The organism is Nonomuraea basaltis, assembly GCF_005893125.1.
Lineage (GTDB): Bacteria > Actinomycetota > Actinomycetes > Streptosporangiales > Streptosporangiaceae > Nonomuraea > Nonomuraea basaltis.
In genome coordinates this window covers 13,563-29,221 of record NZ_VCJS01000161.1, presented here as the reverse complement: position 1 = coordinate 29,221, position 15,659 = coordinate 13,563, and the positions used below count along the sequence as shown (strand labels likewise).

16 protein-coding genes are annotated in these 15,659 nt (G+C 69.4%); 8 read left to right on the top strand and 8 right to left on the bottom strand.

Annotated elements, in window-relative coordinates:
• On the bottom strand, nt 1-415 hold a 415-nt coding region (locus tag EJK15_RS48040; protein WP_420847145.1), incomplete at its 3' end, for an SCO6745 family protein.
• Nucleotides 412-1,200 (bottom strand): SDR family oxidoreductase, encoded by a 789-nt coding sequence (locus tag EJK15_RS48035; RefSeq protein ID WP_138717154.1) that lies wholly within the window; start codon nt 1,198-1,200, stop codon nt 412-414. The genes EJK15_RS48035 and EJK15_RS48040, both read right to left, overlap by 4 nt.
• A gap of 94 nt (nt 1,201-1,294) precedes the next feature.
• Here EJK15_RS48035 and EJK15_RS48030 point away from each other — a divergent pair, with 94 nt between their 5' ends.
• The 5 genes from EJK15_RS48030 (at nt 1,295) to EJK15_RS48010 (ending at nt 5,197) form a co-directional block, all read left to right on the top strand.
• Nucleotides 1,295-1,693 carry a hypothetical protein gene (locus EJK15_RS48030; protein ID WP_138717153.1) on the top strand — a complete coding sequence of 133 codons (399 nt, stop codon included), beginning with the start codon at nt 1,295-1,297 and terminating at the stop codon, nt 1,691-1,693.
• 18 nt (nt 1,694-1,711) lie between these two features.
• Complete coding sequence (locus tag EJK15_RS48025; protein WP_206061553.1) at nt 1,712-3,121, top strand: sensor histidine kinase; 1,410 nt, start codon at nt 1,712-1,714, stop codon at nt 3,119-3,121.
• A complete protein-coding gene (locus tag EJK15_RS48020) occupies nt 3,099-3,761 on the top strand; it encodes a response regulator transcription factor (protein WP_138717151.1) in 663 nt (220 codons plus the stop codon). Before EJK15_RS48025 ends, EJK15_RS48020 begins: the two co-directional genes overlap by 23 nt.
• A 72-nt stretch (nt 3,762-3,833) precedes the next feature.
• Entirely contained in the window at nt 3,834-4,391 is a 558-nt protein-coding gene (locus EJK15_RS48015; protein WP_138717150.1) for a DUF4956 domain-containing protein, read from the top strand.
• Between the two features lie 5 nt (nt 4,392-4,396).
• Complete coding sequence (locus tag EJK15_RS48010) at nt 4,397-5,197, top strand: polyphosphate polymerase domain-containing protein (protein ID WP_138717149.1); 801 nt, start codon at nt 4,397-4,399, stop codon at nt 5,195-5,197.
• On the opposite strand, the gene EJK15_RS48005 is transcribed toward EJK15_RS48010, so the two are convergent.
• The 6 genes from EJK15_RS48005 to EJK15_RS47980 all read right to left on the bottom strand — a co-directional run bounded on the left by EJK15_RS48005 (nt 5,187) and on the right by EJK15_RS47980 (nt 12,474).
• Nucleotides 5,187-6,155: an NAD(P)-dependent alcohol dehydrogenase gene (locus EJK15_RS48005; RefSeq protein WP_138717148.1), complete on the bottom strand. Its 969-nt coding sequence runs from the start codon at nt 6,153-6,155 to the stop codon at nt 5,187-5,189. The genes EJK15_RS48010 and EJK15_RS48005 overlap by 11 nt on opposite strands.
• 204 nt (nt 6,156-6,359) lie before the next feature.
• The gene (locus EJK15_RS48000) at nt 6,360-7,583 is read right to left on the bottom strand and encodes an acyl-CoA dehydrogenase family protein (protein WP_138717147.1); all 1,224 of its coding nucleotides are present in this window, start codon (nt 7,581-7,583) and stop codon (nt 6,360-6,362) included.
• Nucleotides 7,584-7,722: 139 nt separating this feature from the next.
• A complete protein-coding gene (locus EJK15_RS77255; RefSeq protein ID WP_206061552.1) occupies nt 7,723-9,636 on the bottom strand; it encodes a DUF6807 family protein in 1,914 nt (637 codons plus the stop codon).
• On the bottom strand, nt 9,636-10,688 hold the full coding sequence (locus EJK15_RS47990) for a mandelate racemase/muconate lactonizing enzyme family protein (RefSeq protein WP_138717145.1): 1,053 nt from the start codon (nt 10,686-10,688) through the stop codon (nt 9,636-9,638). The genes EJK15_RS77255 and EJK15_RS47990 overlap by 1 nt, the downstream gene beginning before the upstream one ends.
• Nucleotides 10,685-11,557, bottom strand: coding sequence for a 5-dehydro-4-deoxyglucarate dehydratase (locus tag EJK15_RS47985; protein WP_138717144.1), 873 nt, complete (start codon nt 11,555-11,557; stop codon nt 10,685-10,687). Before EJK15_RS47985 ends, EJK15_RS47990 begins: the two co-directional genes overlap by 4 nt.
• Nucleotides 11,554-12,474: an NAD-dependent epimerase/dehydratase family protein gene (locus EJK15_RS47980; protein WP_138717143.1), complete on the bottom strand. Its 921-nt coding sequence runs from the start codon at nt 12,472-12,474 to the stop codon at nt 11,554-11,556. The genes EJK15_RS47985 and EJK15_RS47980 overlap by 4 nt, the downstream gene beginning before the upstream one ends.
• Before the next feature lie 192 nt (nt 12,475-12,666).
• Between EJK15_RS47980 and EJK15_RS47975 the strand changes: the two genes are divergently transcribed.
• The 3 genes from EJK15_RS47975 (at nt 12,667) to EJK15_RS47965 (ending at nt 15,643) form a co-directional block, all read left to right on the top strand.
• Nucleotides 12,667-13,620: a LacI family DNA-binding transcriptional regulator gene (locus tag EJK15_RS47975; RefSeq protein ID WP_138717142.1), complete on the top strand. Its 954-nt coding sequence runs from the start codon at nt 12,667-12,669 to the stop codon at nt 13,618-13,620.
• A gap of 213 nt (nt 13,621-13,833) precedes the next feature.
• Complete coding sequence (locus EJK15_RS47970) at nt 13,834-14,793, top strand: carbohydrate ABC transporter permease (protein WP_138717141.1); 960 nt, start codon at nt 13,834-13,836, stop codon at nt 14,791-14,793.
• Nucleotides 14,777-15,643: a carbohydrate ABC transporter permease gene (locus EJK15_RS47965; RefSeq protein ID WP_138717140.1), complete on the top strand. Its 867-nt coding sequence runs from the start codon at nt 14,777-14,779 to the stop codon at nt 15,641-15,643. The genes EJK15_RS47970 and EJK15_RS47965 overlap by 17 nt, the downstream gene beginning before the upstream one ends.
• Nucleotides 15,644-15,659: the final 16 nt, after the last annotated feature.

Here is a 15,659-nt window from a genome sequence, read left to right as displayed (position 1 = left end):
AGATGGGTATAAGAGACAGGCCCTGGGGGTGGTCGCAGGCCGCTTCGGCGGCGCGGCGGGCCAGGGCCAGGGTCTCGTCGAAATGGGGGAGGTCGTGGATGGCTGCCCTGCGCAGCGCTTCGGTGGCTGCGTCCAGGCGGGCTTGGAGGACTTGCCCGGGGGTGGCCGTGTCCCAGGCGCCGGCGAGGGACCGGCGTACGAGGTCGGGGCAGAAGTTGTAGAACGTGGCGATGACCAGGTCGGCGGAGGCGCGGCCGAAGGCGGCGCTGCGGGAGGTGAAATATCCGGACATGCCGGTGAGCCCCAGCTCGGTGTAGCGGCGGGACGCCTCGGGGACGAAGTAGATCATGCCGTGGACCGGCTCCAGGCGGCGCCAGGCGCGGCGGGCTGCTGACGTCCCTCGCTCGGTGCTCATCGTCCCTCCGTCAGGGAGTCGACGAAGCGCGACATTCCGGCCAGCCATCTGTCGGGATCCTCGGCCTTCCGGCGTACGAACTCCGCCACCTCCGGGTGCGGGAAGATGTGGAAACGCTCGGATTCCAGGCCCTCGATGACCGTGGTCGCCACGTCGGCGGGGTCGAGGATGGCAGCCGAGGCGCCTACCGCGCGGGCGGTCAGGTGGTCCTCTTCCAGGCCGCGCTCCAGCATGGCCGTCCGCACCCCCTGCGGGCACAGCACACTGACCTTGATGCCCTGGGAGGCGTAGTGGATGGCGAGCCACTCGGCGAACGCGATCGCCGCCGCCTTCGTCACCGCGTACGGCGCGTCGCCTGGGCAGCTGACCAGGCCGGCGGCGGAGCAGGTGTTCAGGAGGTAGCCGCCGCCGCGGGCGATCATGGAAGGCACGACCGCGCGGGCGGCGTACACGTGGGCCTGGACGTTGACCGCGTACAGGCTGCTCCACTCCTGGTCGGAGGCGTCCAGGCCGTGGCCGGCGATGATGCCGGCGTTGGAGCAGAACAGGTCGACGGGGCCGAAGGGCGTCTCCGCCAGGGCGGCCACGTCCGGCTCCGAGGTCACGTCCACCCGTACGGCGATCGCGCGGGCGCCGATCTCCTTGGCCACCGCGGCCGCCCCTGCCTCGTCGAGGTCGGCGACGACCACTCCGGCCGCGCCCTCCGCGGCGAACCTGAGCGCCATCGCCCTGCCGATGCCGCCGGCCGCGCCCGTGACGACCACGACCTTGTCCCGTACCCGCATATGCTTTCCTCCTGAACCGACCGGCCGGTATCAGAACAAGATTCTACTGCGTCTTTGCTTGATCAGATGAGAGGTTTCTCATCTGGGCCTCAGCGTGGTCTCCTCGAAAGGCGACAAGGTCAAGGGCATGAAGCGGTGGGCGACGGTGATACTGCTCGTTCTGAGTGTGGCGGCGGCCGGGTTGCTGTCGATGCAGCTGGTGCGGGCGGCCGATGAACCCGATCTGGGCGGGCCCGTCGTGGTCTCGCCCTCTCCCGGCTCGGGCAGATCCAGCGGGCCCGCCTCGGCATCGCCTGCTCAGGGCCCGCCCGATCCGTCCCCGCGGGCGAGCGGATCGGTGAACGACGGTGAGCCGGCACCCGAGAAGAGCACCGATCGGCCCGCGCCGCGCAAGACCAAGGCCGAGCCGGTCAAGCCGCCGTCCCCCCGGCCCGGGGGCGGTGGCGATGATGATGACGACGACGATGATGGGGACGATGACGATGACGACTGACCGGGGGACCGGATGCGGGTGAGCGCCCGCGCCCGGATCGTGGGCTGGATGCTCGTCGTCGTCGGTCTCGCCCTGTCAGTCTCGATCTTCGCGACCTGGACCTCCCTGAACGCCCGGCTCGACAACCGCGTGAACCACGAGCTCAGCAACGAGGCGGAGAAGCTGCGGCTGTACGCGACGACCGCGACCGGCGGCCAGGTCACCGACGTCGAGCACCTGCTCGCCGGCTACCTGGCGATCAACGCGCCCGACCGATGGGAGACCTTCTTCAGCATCGTCGACGGCCGGGCCCACATGGTCACCGGGATCGAGCCGCCCGTACGCCTGGACACCGACGACGACTTCGTCGCACGGCTGGCCGCGGCCACCGACACGGAGAACGGCACGATCGAGACCGCCAAGGGCACGGTCCAGTACGCGGTCATCCCGGTCACCGTGCACCCCGATCGCCGCCCCGGCCACTTCGTCGTGGCGGTCTTCTACGACTTTCACCGCGACGAGATCGTGGACGCGGTGCGGGTTCTCGGGCTGTCCGCGCTGGCGGCGATGGCGCTGGCCGGGGCGGCCGGGTGGTTCGTGGCCGGGCGGGTGCTCGCGCCGGTCCGGCTGGTCAGCCAGACCGCCGAGCAGATCAGCGACTCCTCCGACCTGACCCGCCGGCTCGACGTGCCAGGCGACGACGACGTGGCCGCGCTCGCCGGGACGTTCAACCACATGCTCGACCGGCTCGAGCGCACCTTCGTCGTGCAACGGAACTTCATGGACGACGCCGGTCACGAGCTGCGCACCCCGATCACCGTGATCCGCGGGCACCTGGAGCTCATGAGCGACGATCCGGCCGACCGCGCCGAGACGCTCGCCCTGGTCACCGACGAGCTCGACCGGATGAACCGCATCGTCGACGACCTCCTCACTCTTGCCAAGGCCGAGCAGCCGGGATTCCTGACCATGGACGACGTGGAGCTGGCCGATCTCACGGTCAGCGTGGTCGCCAAGAGCCGCGCGCTCGGTGAACGCCGGTGGCGGGTGGACGAGGTGGCCGAGGCCCGCCTGCCGGCGGATCGCCAGCGGCTCACCCAGGCGCTCATGCAGCTCGTCGCCAATGCCGTCCGCCATACGAAGGACGGCGATCTGATCGCCGTCGGGTCCGCCGTCCGGGACGGATCGGTCGAGCTGTGGGTCCGCGACAGCGGCCCCGGGGTGGCGCCCGCCGATCGGGAGCGGATCTTCGGGCGATTCATGCGTGGCGCGGGCCGTACCGGAGCCCATGACGGGGCCGGGCTGGGGCTGGCCATCGTCCGATCGATCGCCGAGGCCCATGGGGGCCGGGTGACGGTGACCGAGGCATCCGGTGGCGGGGCCTGTTTTGTCATGACCCTTCCGCTGTGGGAATTGTGGAGGTTCGGTGAACCGGATTCTGATCGCTGAGGACGAGGCCAGGATCGCCTCCTTCGTGGAGAAGGGGCTGCGGGTCAACGGCTTCGTGACCGCCGTGGTGGGGGACGGGGTCGCGGCGTACGATCTCGCGTGCGCCGGCGGGTTCGACCTGCTCATCCTGGACATCGGGTTGCCGTTGAGCGATGGGTTCACGGTGCTGCGGCGGCTGCGGGAGTCCAAGGTGACGATACCGGTGATCATCTTGACCGCCCGTGACAGCGTGAGCGACACCGTGGCGGGGCTGGAGGGCGGGGCGGACGACTACATCGCCAAGCCCTTCGCCTTCGAGGAGCTGCTGGCCAGGGTGCGGTTGCGGCTGCGGGCCGACCGGACGCCCGAGGTGACCGTGCTGCGGGTGTCGGATTTGTCGCTGGATTTGCGTACCAGGCGGGCTTATGTCGGGGATCGGGCGGTGGACCTGTCCACCAGGGAGTTCGCGTTGGCGGAGATCTTCTGCCGGCATCCGGATCAGGTGCTGACGCGTGAGCAGCTGCTCAGCCACGTGTGGGGGTTCGACTTCGACCCCGGGTCGAACGTGGTGGACGTCTACGTGCGCTACCTGCGGCGCAAGATCGGCGCGGACCGGATCGAGACGGTCCGGGGGACCGGCTACCGGATGAGAGTGGCCTAATCATCGCCTCACGGCTGCTTCACCGCGCGCCTTCAGGCTGTTCATCAACAGGACATTTGAAGGGAGCGGCCCATGGTTGCCGGATTGGCAATGGATCTCGTGGCGATCATCTTGCTGGCCTATGGCCTCTACTATCGGCGGCATCACCGGCGCGATCTGCTGTTCGCGTACATCGCGCTGAACGTGGGGATCTTCGCGGTGGTCTCGCTCCTGCTGGTGCAGCGGGTGGACATCGCCGTCGGGTTCGGGCTGTTCGGGCTGCTGTCGATCATCCGGCTGCGATCCAGCGAGATCACCCAGCAGGAGATCGCCTACTACTTCGTCGCGATCGTGCTCGGGCTGGTCAACGGGGTCGCGGCGGCGTGGCCGCTGACGGCGCTCGGGCTCAATGCGGTGTTGCTGCTGGTGATGTACCTCGCCGACCATCCCGGGATGCTCGGCCGCACCCGGCATCAGGTGGTGACGCTGGACGTCGTGCACACGGATCCGGATCTGCTGCGGGTGGATCTGGAGAGCCGGCTGCGGGCGCGGGTGCTGGAGTGCGTGGTCACGCAGGTCGACTACGTGCGGGACGTGACCGTGGTGGACGTGCGGTACGCGGTGCCGAACGCCCGGGCGAGGGTGCGGTGACGACGATGAGCGCTGTGCTGGACGCCGATGTGGTGCTCGCCGGGGTCGCCGCGGGAATGGCGCCGATCGGGCTGGAGGACGTGCCGGAGCTGATGAGCCGGGTGGACTCCAAATACCTCGTGACGGCCTCGGCGATGGCGCGGCTCGCCGCCGAGCTGGGCGATCGGTTCGCCGTGCTGCGGATCGGGGGGCGGCGGCAGTTCCGCTACACCTCGACGTACTTCGACACGCCTGACCTGCTCACCTTCCGGCAGCACCGGCAGCAGCGGCGGCGCAGGTTCAAGCTCCGCACCCGGACCTATCTGGACGGGGGCGGCCGGTGGCTGGAGCTCAAGCTCAGCGGGGCGCGGGGGAGCACGGACAAGCATCGCATCCCGTACGATGACGCGCCCCCGCAGGTGCTCACCAGCAAGGCGATGGACTTCGTGAGCGACACGCTGCTCACCGAGTTGCGTCTCACCGTGCCGGACTCGCTGGGGCCCGTGCTGTCCACCGACTACAAGCGGGTCACGCTGGTGGACCGGGCGGGGGCGGCCCGGCTCACCTGCGACACCGGGCTGCTCTGCCGCGATCGCCGGCGCGACGTGCCGGCCCGCCAGGACCTGGTCCTGCTGGAGTCGAAGTCGGCGGACGGGAAGGCCATGGTCGACCGGGTGCTCTGGGGTATGGGGGTGCGGCCGGTGAGCGTGAGCAAATACTGCCTCGCGGTCGCCGCCCTCCGCGACTGCCCCGCCAACCGGTGGCGCCCGGTCCTGCACCGGTATCTCGCTCCCCGCTCTCGCACATGCGGCGGGTTCACACGGTGACGACGATCTTGCCCTTGGCGTGTCCCTCTTCGAGGTAGCGGATCGCCTCGGGGGCCTCGGTCAGCGGGTAGGTCCGGTCGATGACCGGGGCGATCTTTCCGTCCTGGAGGAGGTCGTGCAGGGCGGCGAGGTCGTCCTTGCGCGGGATCGCCACGTAGTTGGCGACCTTCTGGTGGATGAACAGGGACAGCAGTTTCGCCGCGATGAGCCGGTTCATCGGGCCTACCCAGCGGCCGCCCGTGCCGAAGTTGGGAATGAAGGTCCCTCGGGGAGTGAGGAGGCGTCGGCAGGCTGACAGTGGGTGGTTGCCGATGTTGTCGAGGATGACGTCGTAGCGTCGGGTGTCGCGGGTGAAGTCTTCTTTGGTGTAGTCGAGGACGCGGTCGGCGCCGATGGAGCGGACCAGGTCCACGTTTCCGGTGCTGCACACGCCGGTCACCTCGGCGCCCAGGGTTTTGGCGATCTGCACGGCGAAGGTGCCGACGCCGCCTGACGCGCCGTTGATCAGCACCCGCCGGCCGGGCTGGACCCGGCCCTTGTCGCGAAGGCCCAGCAACGCGGTGGTCGCCGCCGTGGGCACGGCGGCCGCCTGCTCGAACGTCAGGTTGCCGGGCTTCTTCAGCACCGCCGCGTCGTGGCGGACGCTGACGTACTCGGCCAGCGCCCCCTCGCCGTAGCCGAACACCTCGTCTCCCGGTTGTAACGCCGTGACGTTCTTGCCCACCGCCTCGACCTCTCCCGCGAAGTCGTTGCCCAGCCCGTTGGCCTTGGGCCGGGTCAGGCCGGCCATCGCGCGGAAGATGTACGGCATGCCCCGCATGTAGTGCCAGTCCCCGGCGTTGACGGCGGCCGCCCGCACGCGGACCAGCACGTCGTCGTCCCCGACCGCCGGCATGCCGACGTCCTGGAGCGTGAGCACGCTGGGTGGGCCATAGGCGTAGTAGCGGATCGCCTTCATGGTGACTCCTCTCATCATTCGACGGCGTTCATCATGATCTGTCTCGTGTAAGAATCTTCTGACAGGTGTAACCGTAACATTCGCCCTACACGTCGGCAATGGAGGTCACAGCCGGCTCTCAGGTTCCGGCGGCGGCGTGGGCACGGCATGGGCCGATGCCATGGCGCGCTGCGCGAGCATGGGCGCCGTACCGAGGGGCAAGTCTTACAGGGGCAGGCCGCCGGTGGCGGCGTTCGTGGAGCCGGTCGCCTGGTAGGTGGCGATCGTGCGCTCGGCGATGCGCATCTGGTGGATCTCGTCCGCACCGTCCGCGAAGCGGGCCCAGCGCGCGTGCTGGAACATGTTCGCCAGCGGCGTGTCCGTCGAATACCCCAGCGCCCCGTGCACTTGGATCGCCCGGTCCACGATCCGGTTGAGGCTGTTCGCGACGAAGTGCTTGGCCATCGACACCTCGGTGCGGAAGTCCTCGCCTTTGTCGATCTTGGAGGCGGCGTGCAGGACCATCAGCTTGCACTGGTACAGCTCCATGGCCGAGTCGGCGATCATCCACTGGATGCCCTGCTTCTCGGCGAGCAGGGAGCCGTGGCTGTACCTGTTGAGCGCGCGGTCGACCATCATGTCCAGTGCCGTCTCCGCCTGCGAGATCCACCGCATGCAGTGGGCGAGCCGGGCCGGCCCCAGGCGGTACTGGCCCAGGCGGTGGCCGTTGCCGCGCCCACCGAGGATCTGGCTGTCGGGCACACGCAGGTCAGTGATGACGATCTCGCTGTGGCCGGTCGAGCCGTGCATCGTCTCGACCTCGCGTACGTCGTTCCAGCCGGGGTGGGGCAGGTCCACGAGGAAGGCGGTGTTGGCGCCCCGCGAGCCCTCCGGCACGTCCGGCTCGGTGCGCGAGATGAGGATGGCGAAGTTGGCGCGGCGGGCGTTGGAGATGAACCATTTGTGCCCGTTGATGAGCCATTCGTCGCCGTCACGTACGGCCTCGGTGCGGATCAGGGTGGGGTCCGAGCCCGCAACCTCGGGCTCGGTCATCGCGAAGCAGGACATCTGCGTGCCGTCCAGCAGCGGACGCAGGTACTTCTCCTTCTGCTCGTCCGTCGCCCAGTGCAGGAGTGTGTGCATGTTGCCCTCGTCGGGGGCCATGCAGTTCAGCACCCACGGGCCGACGCGGGTCTTGGCCGCCTCCGACTGCACCATGGCCAGCTCCACGTGACCCAGCCCCATCCCGCCCCACTCCTTCGGCATGTGCGGCAGCCAAAGGCCCTCGGCCTTGGCCTGGGAGCGGAGCCGCACGAGGGTCCGCAGGTACGCGTCGCGGTCGCTCTCCTTCACCTCCTCCATGGCGGGGATGACGGTGCCCTGGATGAAGGCGCGGACCCGCTTGCGGATCTCCTCGTGCTCGGGGGCGAGAGTGAAGTCGATGGCCATGCTTCTCCGCTCCTTGGCGATTTCCCCGATAATGACTATCGGTGAAAATCCGCACAAGACCCGGCGGCCGCCAACCGCGAGCACCACGCCGCCGACCTGACGGCCCTGTCGCGCGGCGCCGGCCGAAAGGGGAGGCGTCCTAGAACTTCACCTCGGCGGCCAGCGCGGAGGCCGAGGCGTGGTCGAGCCGGCCGTCCGCGACGATCGTGACGATCCGCCTGGTCAGGGTGTCCTCGACGAGCAGCGGCCGGTCCCACGCCAGCGCCTGCCCCACCCCCGGATACTCCTCGACCCGCACGAACCACGCGTCCCCGGCGTCCTGCACGAACACCAGCGTCCAGTCCCGCCCGTCCGGATCCGTTCCGGACATGGCGACCCACGGGCCGCGGCTGCCGTGCACGGCCTGCTCGTCTCCCGGCAGCGTCGCCCGGGAGACGGAGGTCCCGGGCGCGCGCCAGAAGAAGCCGCCGTAGCCCGCCCCCGCCCGGCCCTTGGTGGCCGAGCTGTTGATCTCCACGGGCGCTCCAGTGAGGTTGGTGAGCGTGAACGTGAAGTCCAGCGCCCACGCCTCCCCGAACGGCCGGGCGACGACCGTCCGCTCCTCCCGCGCCAGCAGCCGCCCGCCGGGCCCGGCCCACTCCAGCTCCTCGACGAAGCCGTCGTCGTCGAGCCGCGAGAACGCCCGGTGCCGCTGCGTACCATGGTCGCCGAGCCAGGTGGGGCCCTGGTCCTTGACGTACGTGCGGCCACCCCAGAAGTTCGCCCCGCCCAGGTCGGAGATCGCCACGCCGGCCCCGAGGTGGTGCACGTGATCCTCGGGCCGGACCTGGGTGACCTCGACGCCACCCAGCGTCCGCACCCGATGCAGGTACGGCCTGGGGGAGTCGGTGACCGGGAGGTCCGGCTGCCACTCGTAGGCCGCCACGTCCTGGCCCGCCACGCAAAGCTCCACCCGCGCCCACGGCGCGTCCAGCTCCGAGTAGAGCGCCAGCTCGTCCGCGCTGCGGACGGTCAGGCCGGCGATGCCGGGCAGGAACCGGTGCGTGACCTCGCCCGCGTCGTCCCGCTCGACGAGCTGGTGCCGCTCGGGGATCGGCAGCGGCTCGGGTGCCAGCCGCACCGCGTCCAGCACCTGCGTGAACGTCTCCGTGGCGGACAGCGGCACCAGCAGATCCGCGCCCGTGCGGAGGTGGCCGACGAGGTTCTCCAGCAGGTCGGTGCGGTCGTACACGGTCGTCGTGACCGAGCCGTCCGCGTGCTCGACCTTGACCTGGTCCTGGGTGTAGACGAGCGTGGCGCGGCCGGCGTCGCCGTGCACCACCAGGTACGGCTCGTTCCGCTCGGGCGCGCACAGCGACACCGCGATCGTGATCACGAGGCCGTCGCCCATCCGGATCCGCAGGCAGGACGTGTCGTCCGACTCGATCGGGTGGGCGTGGTAGAGCTCGGTCTCGATCCCGGCGATCGGGCCGTCCGCCAAGGCCAGCGCGGTCGCCACGGCGTGCGCGAACGGGTTGGTCAGCGCGCCGTCCACCACGTCAACGCCGTCCAGGCGGCGCTTACCCGACCAGGCGGAGCGGGTGAAGTAGGCCGAGGGACGCTCCCAGGCGCCGGCGCCGCCTATGCCACGGACCCGGCCGATGACGCCATCGGCGATCAGCTCGCGCAGCGCGGGCACGGCCGCCGAGCCGAGCGACTGGAACCCGACCTGGCAGGCCAGCCCGGTCTCCGCCACCGCCGCGGCGATCCGTCGATGTTCTGCGGGGCTGGCCGCGGGCGGCTTCTCCAGCAGCAGGTGCGAGCCCGCGCGCAGGGCGGCCACCGCGAGGTCGGCGTGCGTGTGGATGGGCGTGCAGATGATCGTGATCTCGGCGCCGGTCTTCTCGATCAGCGCGCCGAGGTTCGAGGACTGCAGGGGCGAGCCGAAGTCGACCTCCACCGGGCGCACGTCGCAGATCCCGGCCAGCTCGATGAGGCCCTGGTTCGCCAGCCTGCGCAGGTTGCCCAGGTGGTGCCGCCCGTGCCCGAAGGCTCCGGCGAGAACGACCTTCATCACGACCACCTCAGCCCGAGTCCGGCGTGCTCGCCCGCCCGCAACATCCCGCCGGACACCAGAACCGGGTACGGCTCCGCCAGCAACCCGAGGGCGCCGAACGAGGCGTCCTCCACGTCCTCCACCATGACGGGCAGCGGCAGGGTCAGGGCCAGCTGCCCCGACATCTCGCTCAGCAGATGGGGGTACACCGGCACGTCGTACGTCCTGGCCAGCTCCACGATCCGCAGGAACGGCGTGATCCCGCCGACCCGCACCACGTTCGGCTGGACCACGTCGCAGGCCCCCGCCGTCAACAGGTCACGGAAGCCGTAGACGGTGTAGACGTTCTCGCCCACCGCGACCGGCACGTCGATGGAGCGGCGCAGCTCCACGTGCGCGGCCACGTCGTCGGCGGGCAGCGGCTCCTCGATCCAGTGCAGATCGAACTCGCGCAGCGCGCCGATCGCCCGCCGGGCCCGGTGCAGGTCCCACCGCTGGTTCGCGTCGATCATCAGCAGCCGGTCGGGCCCGATGACCTCGCGCACCGCCGCCACCCGCTCGACGTCCTCGGCCAGGTCGGGACGGCCCACCTTGATCTTGACGCCCCGGAATCCGGCCGCCACCCAGCGCCCGGCCTGCTCGACCAGCTCCTCCAGGGTGTAGTGCAGGTTGACGCCGCTGCCGTAGACCGGGACCTCGTCGCGCCGCCGCCCCAGCACGTCGGCCAGGCCGTCGTCGCCGCAGCGCAGGTCCCACAGCGCCAGGTCGATCCCGGCCAGCGCGATCGTGGTGATCCCGCCGGGTCCCGCCTCGCGCAGGTGCCGCCACAGCCGGTCCCACACCACCTCGGGGTGCGCGGGCAGCCCGATCAGCGCCTCCCGCAGGTCGTGGTCGAGCAGCGCCCGCACGGCGTGCGCGCCGATCTGCGGCGTCCACGAGAACCCGGTCCCGGTGCGCCCGTCCTTCAAGGTGACATGACACACGATCACGTGGTTGGCTGGCACGTCCGCGCCCCACGGCCGCGCCAGCGGGGCGGTACGCAGCTCGGTACGCAGGTCGGCGATCGTCATGACGCCGCCCGTTCCAGCCCGGACTTGATCAGCGCCTCCAGCTCCTCGAGGTGCTCGCCGCTCACCTCCACCAGCGGCGGGCGGACCGCGCCCACGTCCAGTCCGCGCAGCCGTACCCCGGCCTTGACCAGGGAGATCGGGTAGCCGGGGACCTTGCCGCGCAGCCGTACAAGGGGGGCGTAGAACTCGGTGAGCAGCCGCTCGTCGCCCTTCAGGTACGCCAGCGCGATCTCCGGCGCGAACGCGAACACCGCGCTGGAGTACAGCTCCACGCCGATGCCCCGGTAGGCGGGCATGGTCAGCTCCGCCGTCGGCAGCCCGTTGAAGAACAGGAAGTCCGGGTACACCTCCCGCACCGCGAGCACGGTCCGCTGCATCCTGTCGATGTCGCCCAGACCGTCCTTGAGCCCGATCACCCCGGGGATCCCGGCCAGCTCGACCACGGTGTCCGGCTCCAGCACCACGGAGTCCCGCTGGTAGACGATCACCGCCAGCTCCGCGGCGACCGCCTCGACGTAAGCCCTGAAGCCGTGCCCGGGACCCTTCGCCAGGTACGGCGGCATGAGCAGCAGACCGTCCGCGCCCGCCTCACGCGCGGCCCGCGCCTGGTTCAGCGCCGCGCCGAGCGGCCCGCCCGCCCCAGCGAACAGCGGCACCCGCCCGCCCACGACCTCGGCCGCCACCCGCACGGCACGCTGGTGCTCGGCCTCCGACAGCGCGGAGAACTCGCCGGTGCCGCAGGCCACGAAGACGCCGCCGGGGCCGTGCTCCATGCCCTGCCGGATGTGCTCGGCCAGGACCTCCTCGGCGAGCGTGCCGTCGGTGGCGAAGGGGGTGACGGGGAAGAACAGCACACCGCTGAGATTCATTCAGCTTCCTTTGGTTCCTGGTCATGAAGGTCTGGGTCGTGAAGTTCCGTACGCCAGCTCCGCTTGGCCTGCCAGCCGAGCAGGCGCTCTGCCTTGGCGGTCGAGAAGGCGGGGGAGGCGCCGGTGAGCCCGGCCGCGAACGGCTCGGTGCCGGGCACGACCTGGGGCAGCAGGTCCGCCAGCGGCTTCCTGGCCAGCGCGTCCGTCGCGCCGGCGAAGAAAACCTCGCCGTTCGGCAGCTCGGGCAGCGCCTCGACCAGCACGGCCACCATGTCGGCGGCGTCGCGGGAGTCGATGTAGTTGAACAGCGACACTCCGCCCAGCTCAGGCCGGTCCAGCCGCTCGGCGACGGTGTGCCCCGACTGCGTGGGGGCACCGGCCCACTCCTCCGGCGGGATGACGAAGCACGGCCTGATCGCGGCCAGCTTGGTCGTGCCCGCCTCGGCGAACGCCTTCATGGTCTGCTCGGCCGCCACCTTGGACAGGTTGTACGCGTTCCACGGCCGTACCGGGTGATCCTCGTCGATCGGCAGGTACGACGGCGCCCAGCCGCCGGGGGCGCCGTAGCCGATCACCGTGGGGCTGCTGGCCACCACCACGCTCCCCACGCCCAGAGCCACTGACGCCTCGCAGACGTTGAACGCCAGCTGCGTGTTGACCTTGAAAATCACCGACTCGGGACGGCTGAACGGCGTGGCGATGGCGGCCAGGTGGATCACCGACGCGGGCCGGAACCTGGCGATCACTTCGAACGCCTCTCCCGTGTCCGTGAGGTCGGCAGGTAAGGTGGCGGCGGCCTCCGGCGGCGTGCCAGGCGCGCTGTCCACGCCTATGACTTCATGCCCGGCCGCCGCGAGCGTGCTGACCACGCTGCGGCCGAGACGTCCTGCACTTCCGGTGACGAGGACTCTGCTCACCGTGGGGGGCTCCTTCAAGACTGCAAACAGTTGCACTAAACCTTTGTGTCACCGGAGCCGAGGCGTCAAGAGGCGATTTCGTTCCCCCGGCGCCACCTGGGCATTTCCGGTCGGTCTTGGTATGGCGTAGACCAGCAAGCGCTTTCAGACTACTCACGGGTCCTGCAAGCGGTTGCGTTAGGGTGTGCGATTGTGACAGTGACGATTCGCGACGTCGCCCGGGCGTCCGGTGTGCATGTATCGACCGTGTCGCGGACGTTCTCCGCGCCGCACATGGTGAACGCGGCCACCCGCACCAGGGTGCTGTCGGTGGCAGAAGAGCTGGGATACCGCCCGAACCGGGCGGCGCGGGCGCTCACGACCGGGCGTACCCACAATCTCGGGCTGATCGTGGCCGACATCGCCAACCCGTTCTTCCCTCCGCTGATCAAGGCCGCCCACGCCGCGGCGCGGCAGCGCGACTACCACCTGTTCGTGGCCGACACCGACGAGGAGCCGGCCGCCGAGGAGGAGCTGGTGCAGGCCTTCTCCAAGCAGGTGGACGGCATCGTGCTGTGCAGCCCTCGCTCCTCCAACAAGGCACTCGAACGGCTGGCCGAGCGGGTGCCGTTCGTGGTCATCAACCGGAGGCTGCGCGGCGCCGCCACGGTGCTGATGGACGTCGGGCACGGGGCCACGCTGGCGGTCGAGCACCTGGCCGGGCTCGGGCACCGGCGTGTGGCGCTGCTGGCGGGGCCGGCCGGCTCCTGGACGAGCGCGGAGATCCGGGTCGCCGCCGAGCAGGTGTCCGGCGTCGACCTGGTCGTCATCGGCCCCAACGCGCCGACCGAGCGGGGCGGGCTCGCCGCCGCGAAACAGGTGATGGAGTCGGGGGCGACCGGCGTGCTGGCGTACAACGATCTGGTGGCGATCGGGCTCATCGAGGGGCTCGGCGATCTGGGGCTGAGTGTCCCGGGAGACCTCAGCGTCGTGGGGATCGACGATATCGTTCCTGGACGGCTCAACCGCCCCAAGCTCACCACGGTCGCCATGCCGACGGCCGCCGCCGGGCGGCTGGCGGTCGACCTGCTCATCCAGGAAGTCTCCGCCACCACCTCGTTGGAGACCCGCCTGGTGATCAGGGACTCCACGGCACCCCCACGATAGCCCGGCTCCTGCAACCGGTTGTACTAATCGAGCAGCAAATTCGTCTGACTTCTCCGGCGGTCGCGTCTCTCACCTGCGGAAACGCTGTGGCGATATATCGGTAACGGCTATGTAACGTCTGCAAAGGGTTGACGTAACTTTCCCGGCGGCTATAGGAAAGCGCTATCCATTCACATATCGCCGGAAGGTCCGTGATGACGAATGAGTTCCGTCATGGCTGACTCGGTGGCGGTGAAGCCCCAGCACGCGGCGACCCAACCCGCACGCGGCGGTCACCGCTCCACGAAACGTTCCCGCCGCGAGGCGCGGGCCGCCTACCTCTTTCTGGCGCCCTGGTTCGTGGGCCTGCTCGTCATCACGGTCGGCCCGATCTTCGCCTCGCTCTATCTCTCCTTCACCGACTACAGCCTCCTGGAGGAGGCCAAGTGGGTCGGCTTCGACAACTACGTGAAGATGTTCACCGAGGATCCGAGGTTCATCTCCTCCCTCAAGGTGACCACGATCTACGTCGTCGTCTCGGTCCCGCTGCAACTGGCCTTCGCACTTGTGCTGGCCCTGGTCCTCGACCGCGGGCTGCGCGGACTGTCCATCTACCGCTCGATCTTCTACCTGCCCTCGCTGCTCGGCGGCAGCGTCGCGATCGCGATCCTCTGGCGCAAGGTCTTCGGCTCCGACGGCCTGGTCAACGCCGTGCTCGCGGTCTTCGGTATCCAGGGGCCCGGCTGGGTGGGCGACCCGGACACCGCGCTGGGCACCCTGATCCTTCTGCACGTGTGGACCTTCGGCGCCCCGATGATCATCTTCCTGGCCGGGCTCCGGCAGATCCCCGCCAGCTACTACGAGGCGGCCGCGGTGGACGGGGCGGGCGTGCTGCGCCAGTTCAAGTCGATCACGCTGCCGCTGCTGACGCCGATCATCTTCTTCAACCTGGTTCTCGAGATCATCAAGTCGTTCCAGTCGTTCACGCAGGCGTTCATCGTCAGCAACGGCAAGGGCGGCCCGGCCGACTCGACGCTCTTCTACACGCTCTACCTCTACCTCCAGGGTTTCAAGAGCTACGACATGGGCTACGCCGCGGCGATGGCCTGGATCCTGCTGCTCATCATCGCCGGGCTGACCGGGGTGAACTTCCTCGCTTCCAAGTATTGGGTCTTCTATGGCGACACCAAGTAGGCCGGTCCCGGCCCTCTTCCGCCCGTTCAGGGGCGGAAAGCTGGCCAAGCACGTGCTGCTGATCGGTTTCGGCCTGATCATGCTCTATCCGCTGTTCTGGATGATCTCCAGCTCGCTCAAGCCGGAGGAGCTCATCTTCCGGCAGCCGGGACTGTGGCCGAGCGAGGTCACGCTGGAGAACTACACCGAGGGCTGGACCGCGCTGAAGCATCCCTTCGGCTACTACCTGTGGAACTCCGCGGTCGTCACGGGCCTGTCGGTGGTGGCGAACCTGGTGGCCTGCTCGCTGGCCGCCTACGCCTTCGCGCGGCTGAACTTCCCGCTGAAGAAGCTCTGGTTCGCGATCATGCTGGGCACGATCATGCTGCCGCACCATGTGGTGATCGTGCCGCAGTACATCATGTTCTCCAAGCTCGACCTGATCAACACGATCTGGCCGCTGGTCATGCCGAAGGTGCTGGCGACGGACGCGTTCTTCATCTTCCTGATGGTGCAGTTCATCCGTACCCTCCCCAGGGAGCTGGACGAGGCGGCGGAGATCGATGGAGCCGGCTACTGGCGCATCTTCATCAGAGTCGTCATGCCGCTCTCCATGCCGGCGCTGGCCACGACCGCGATCTTCACGTTCATCTGGACGTGGAACGACTTCCTCAGCCAGCTTCTTTACCTCAACAACCCGGACAACTTCACCGTCCCGGTCGCGCTGCGCACGTTCCTCGACGCCAGCAGCGACTCGTCATGGGGACCCATGTTCGCCATGTCGATCATCGCGCTGGGGCCGATCTTCGGCTTCTTTCTGGCCGGTCAGAAGTACCTGATCCGTGGTGTGGCCACCACGGGACTGAAGTAGCTCCATCCACCCCCCA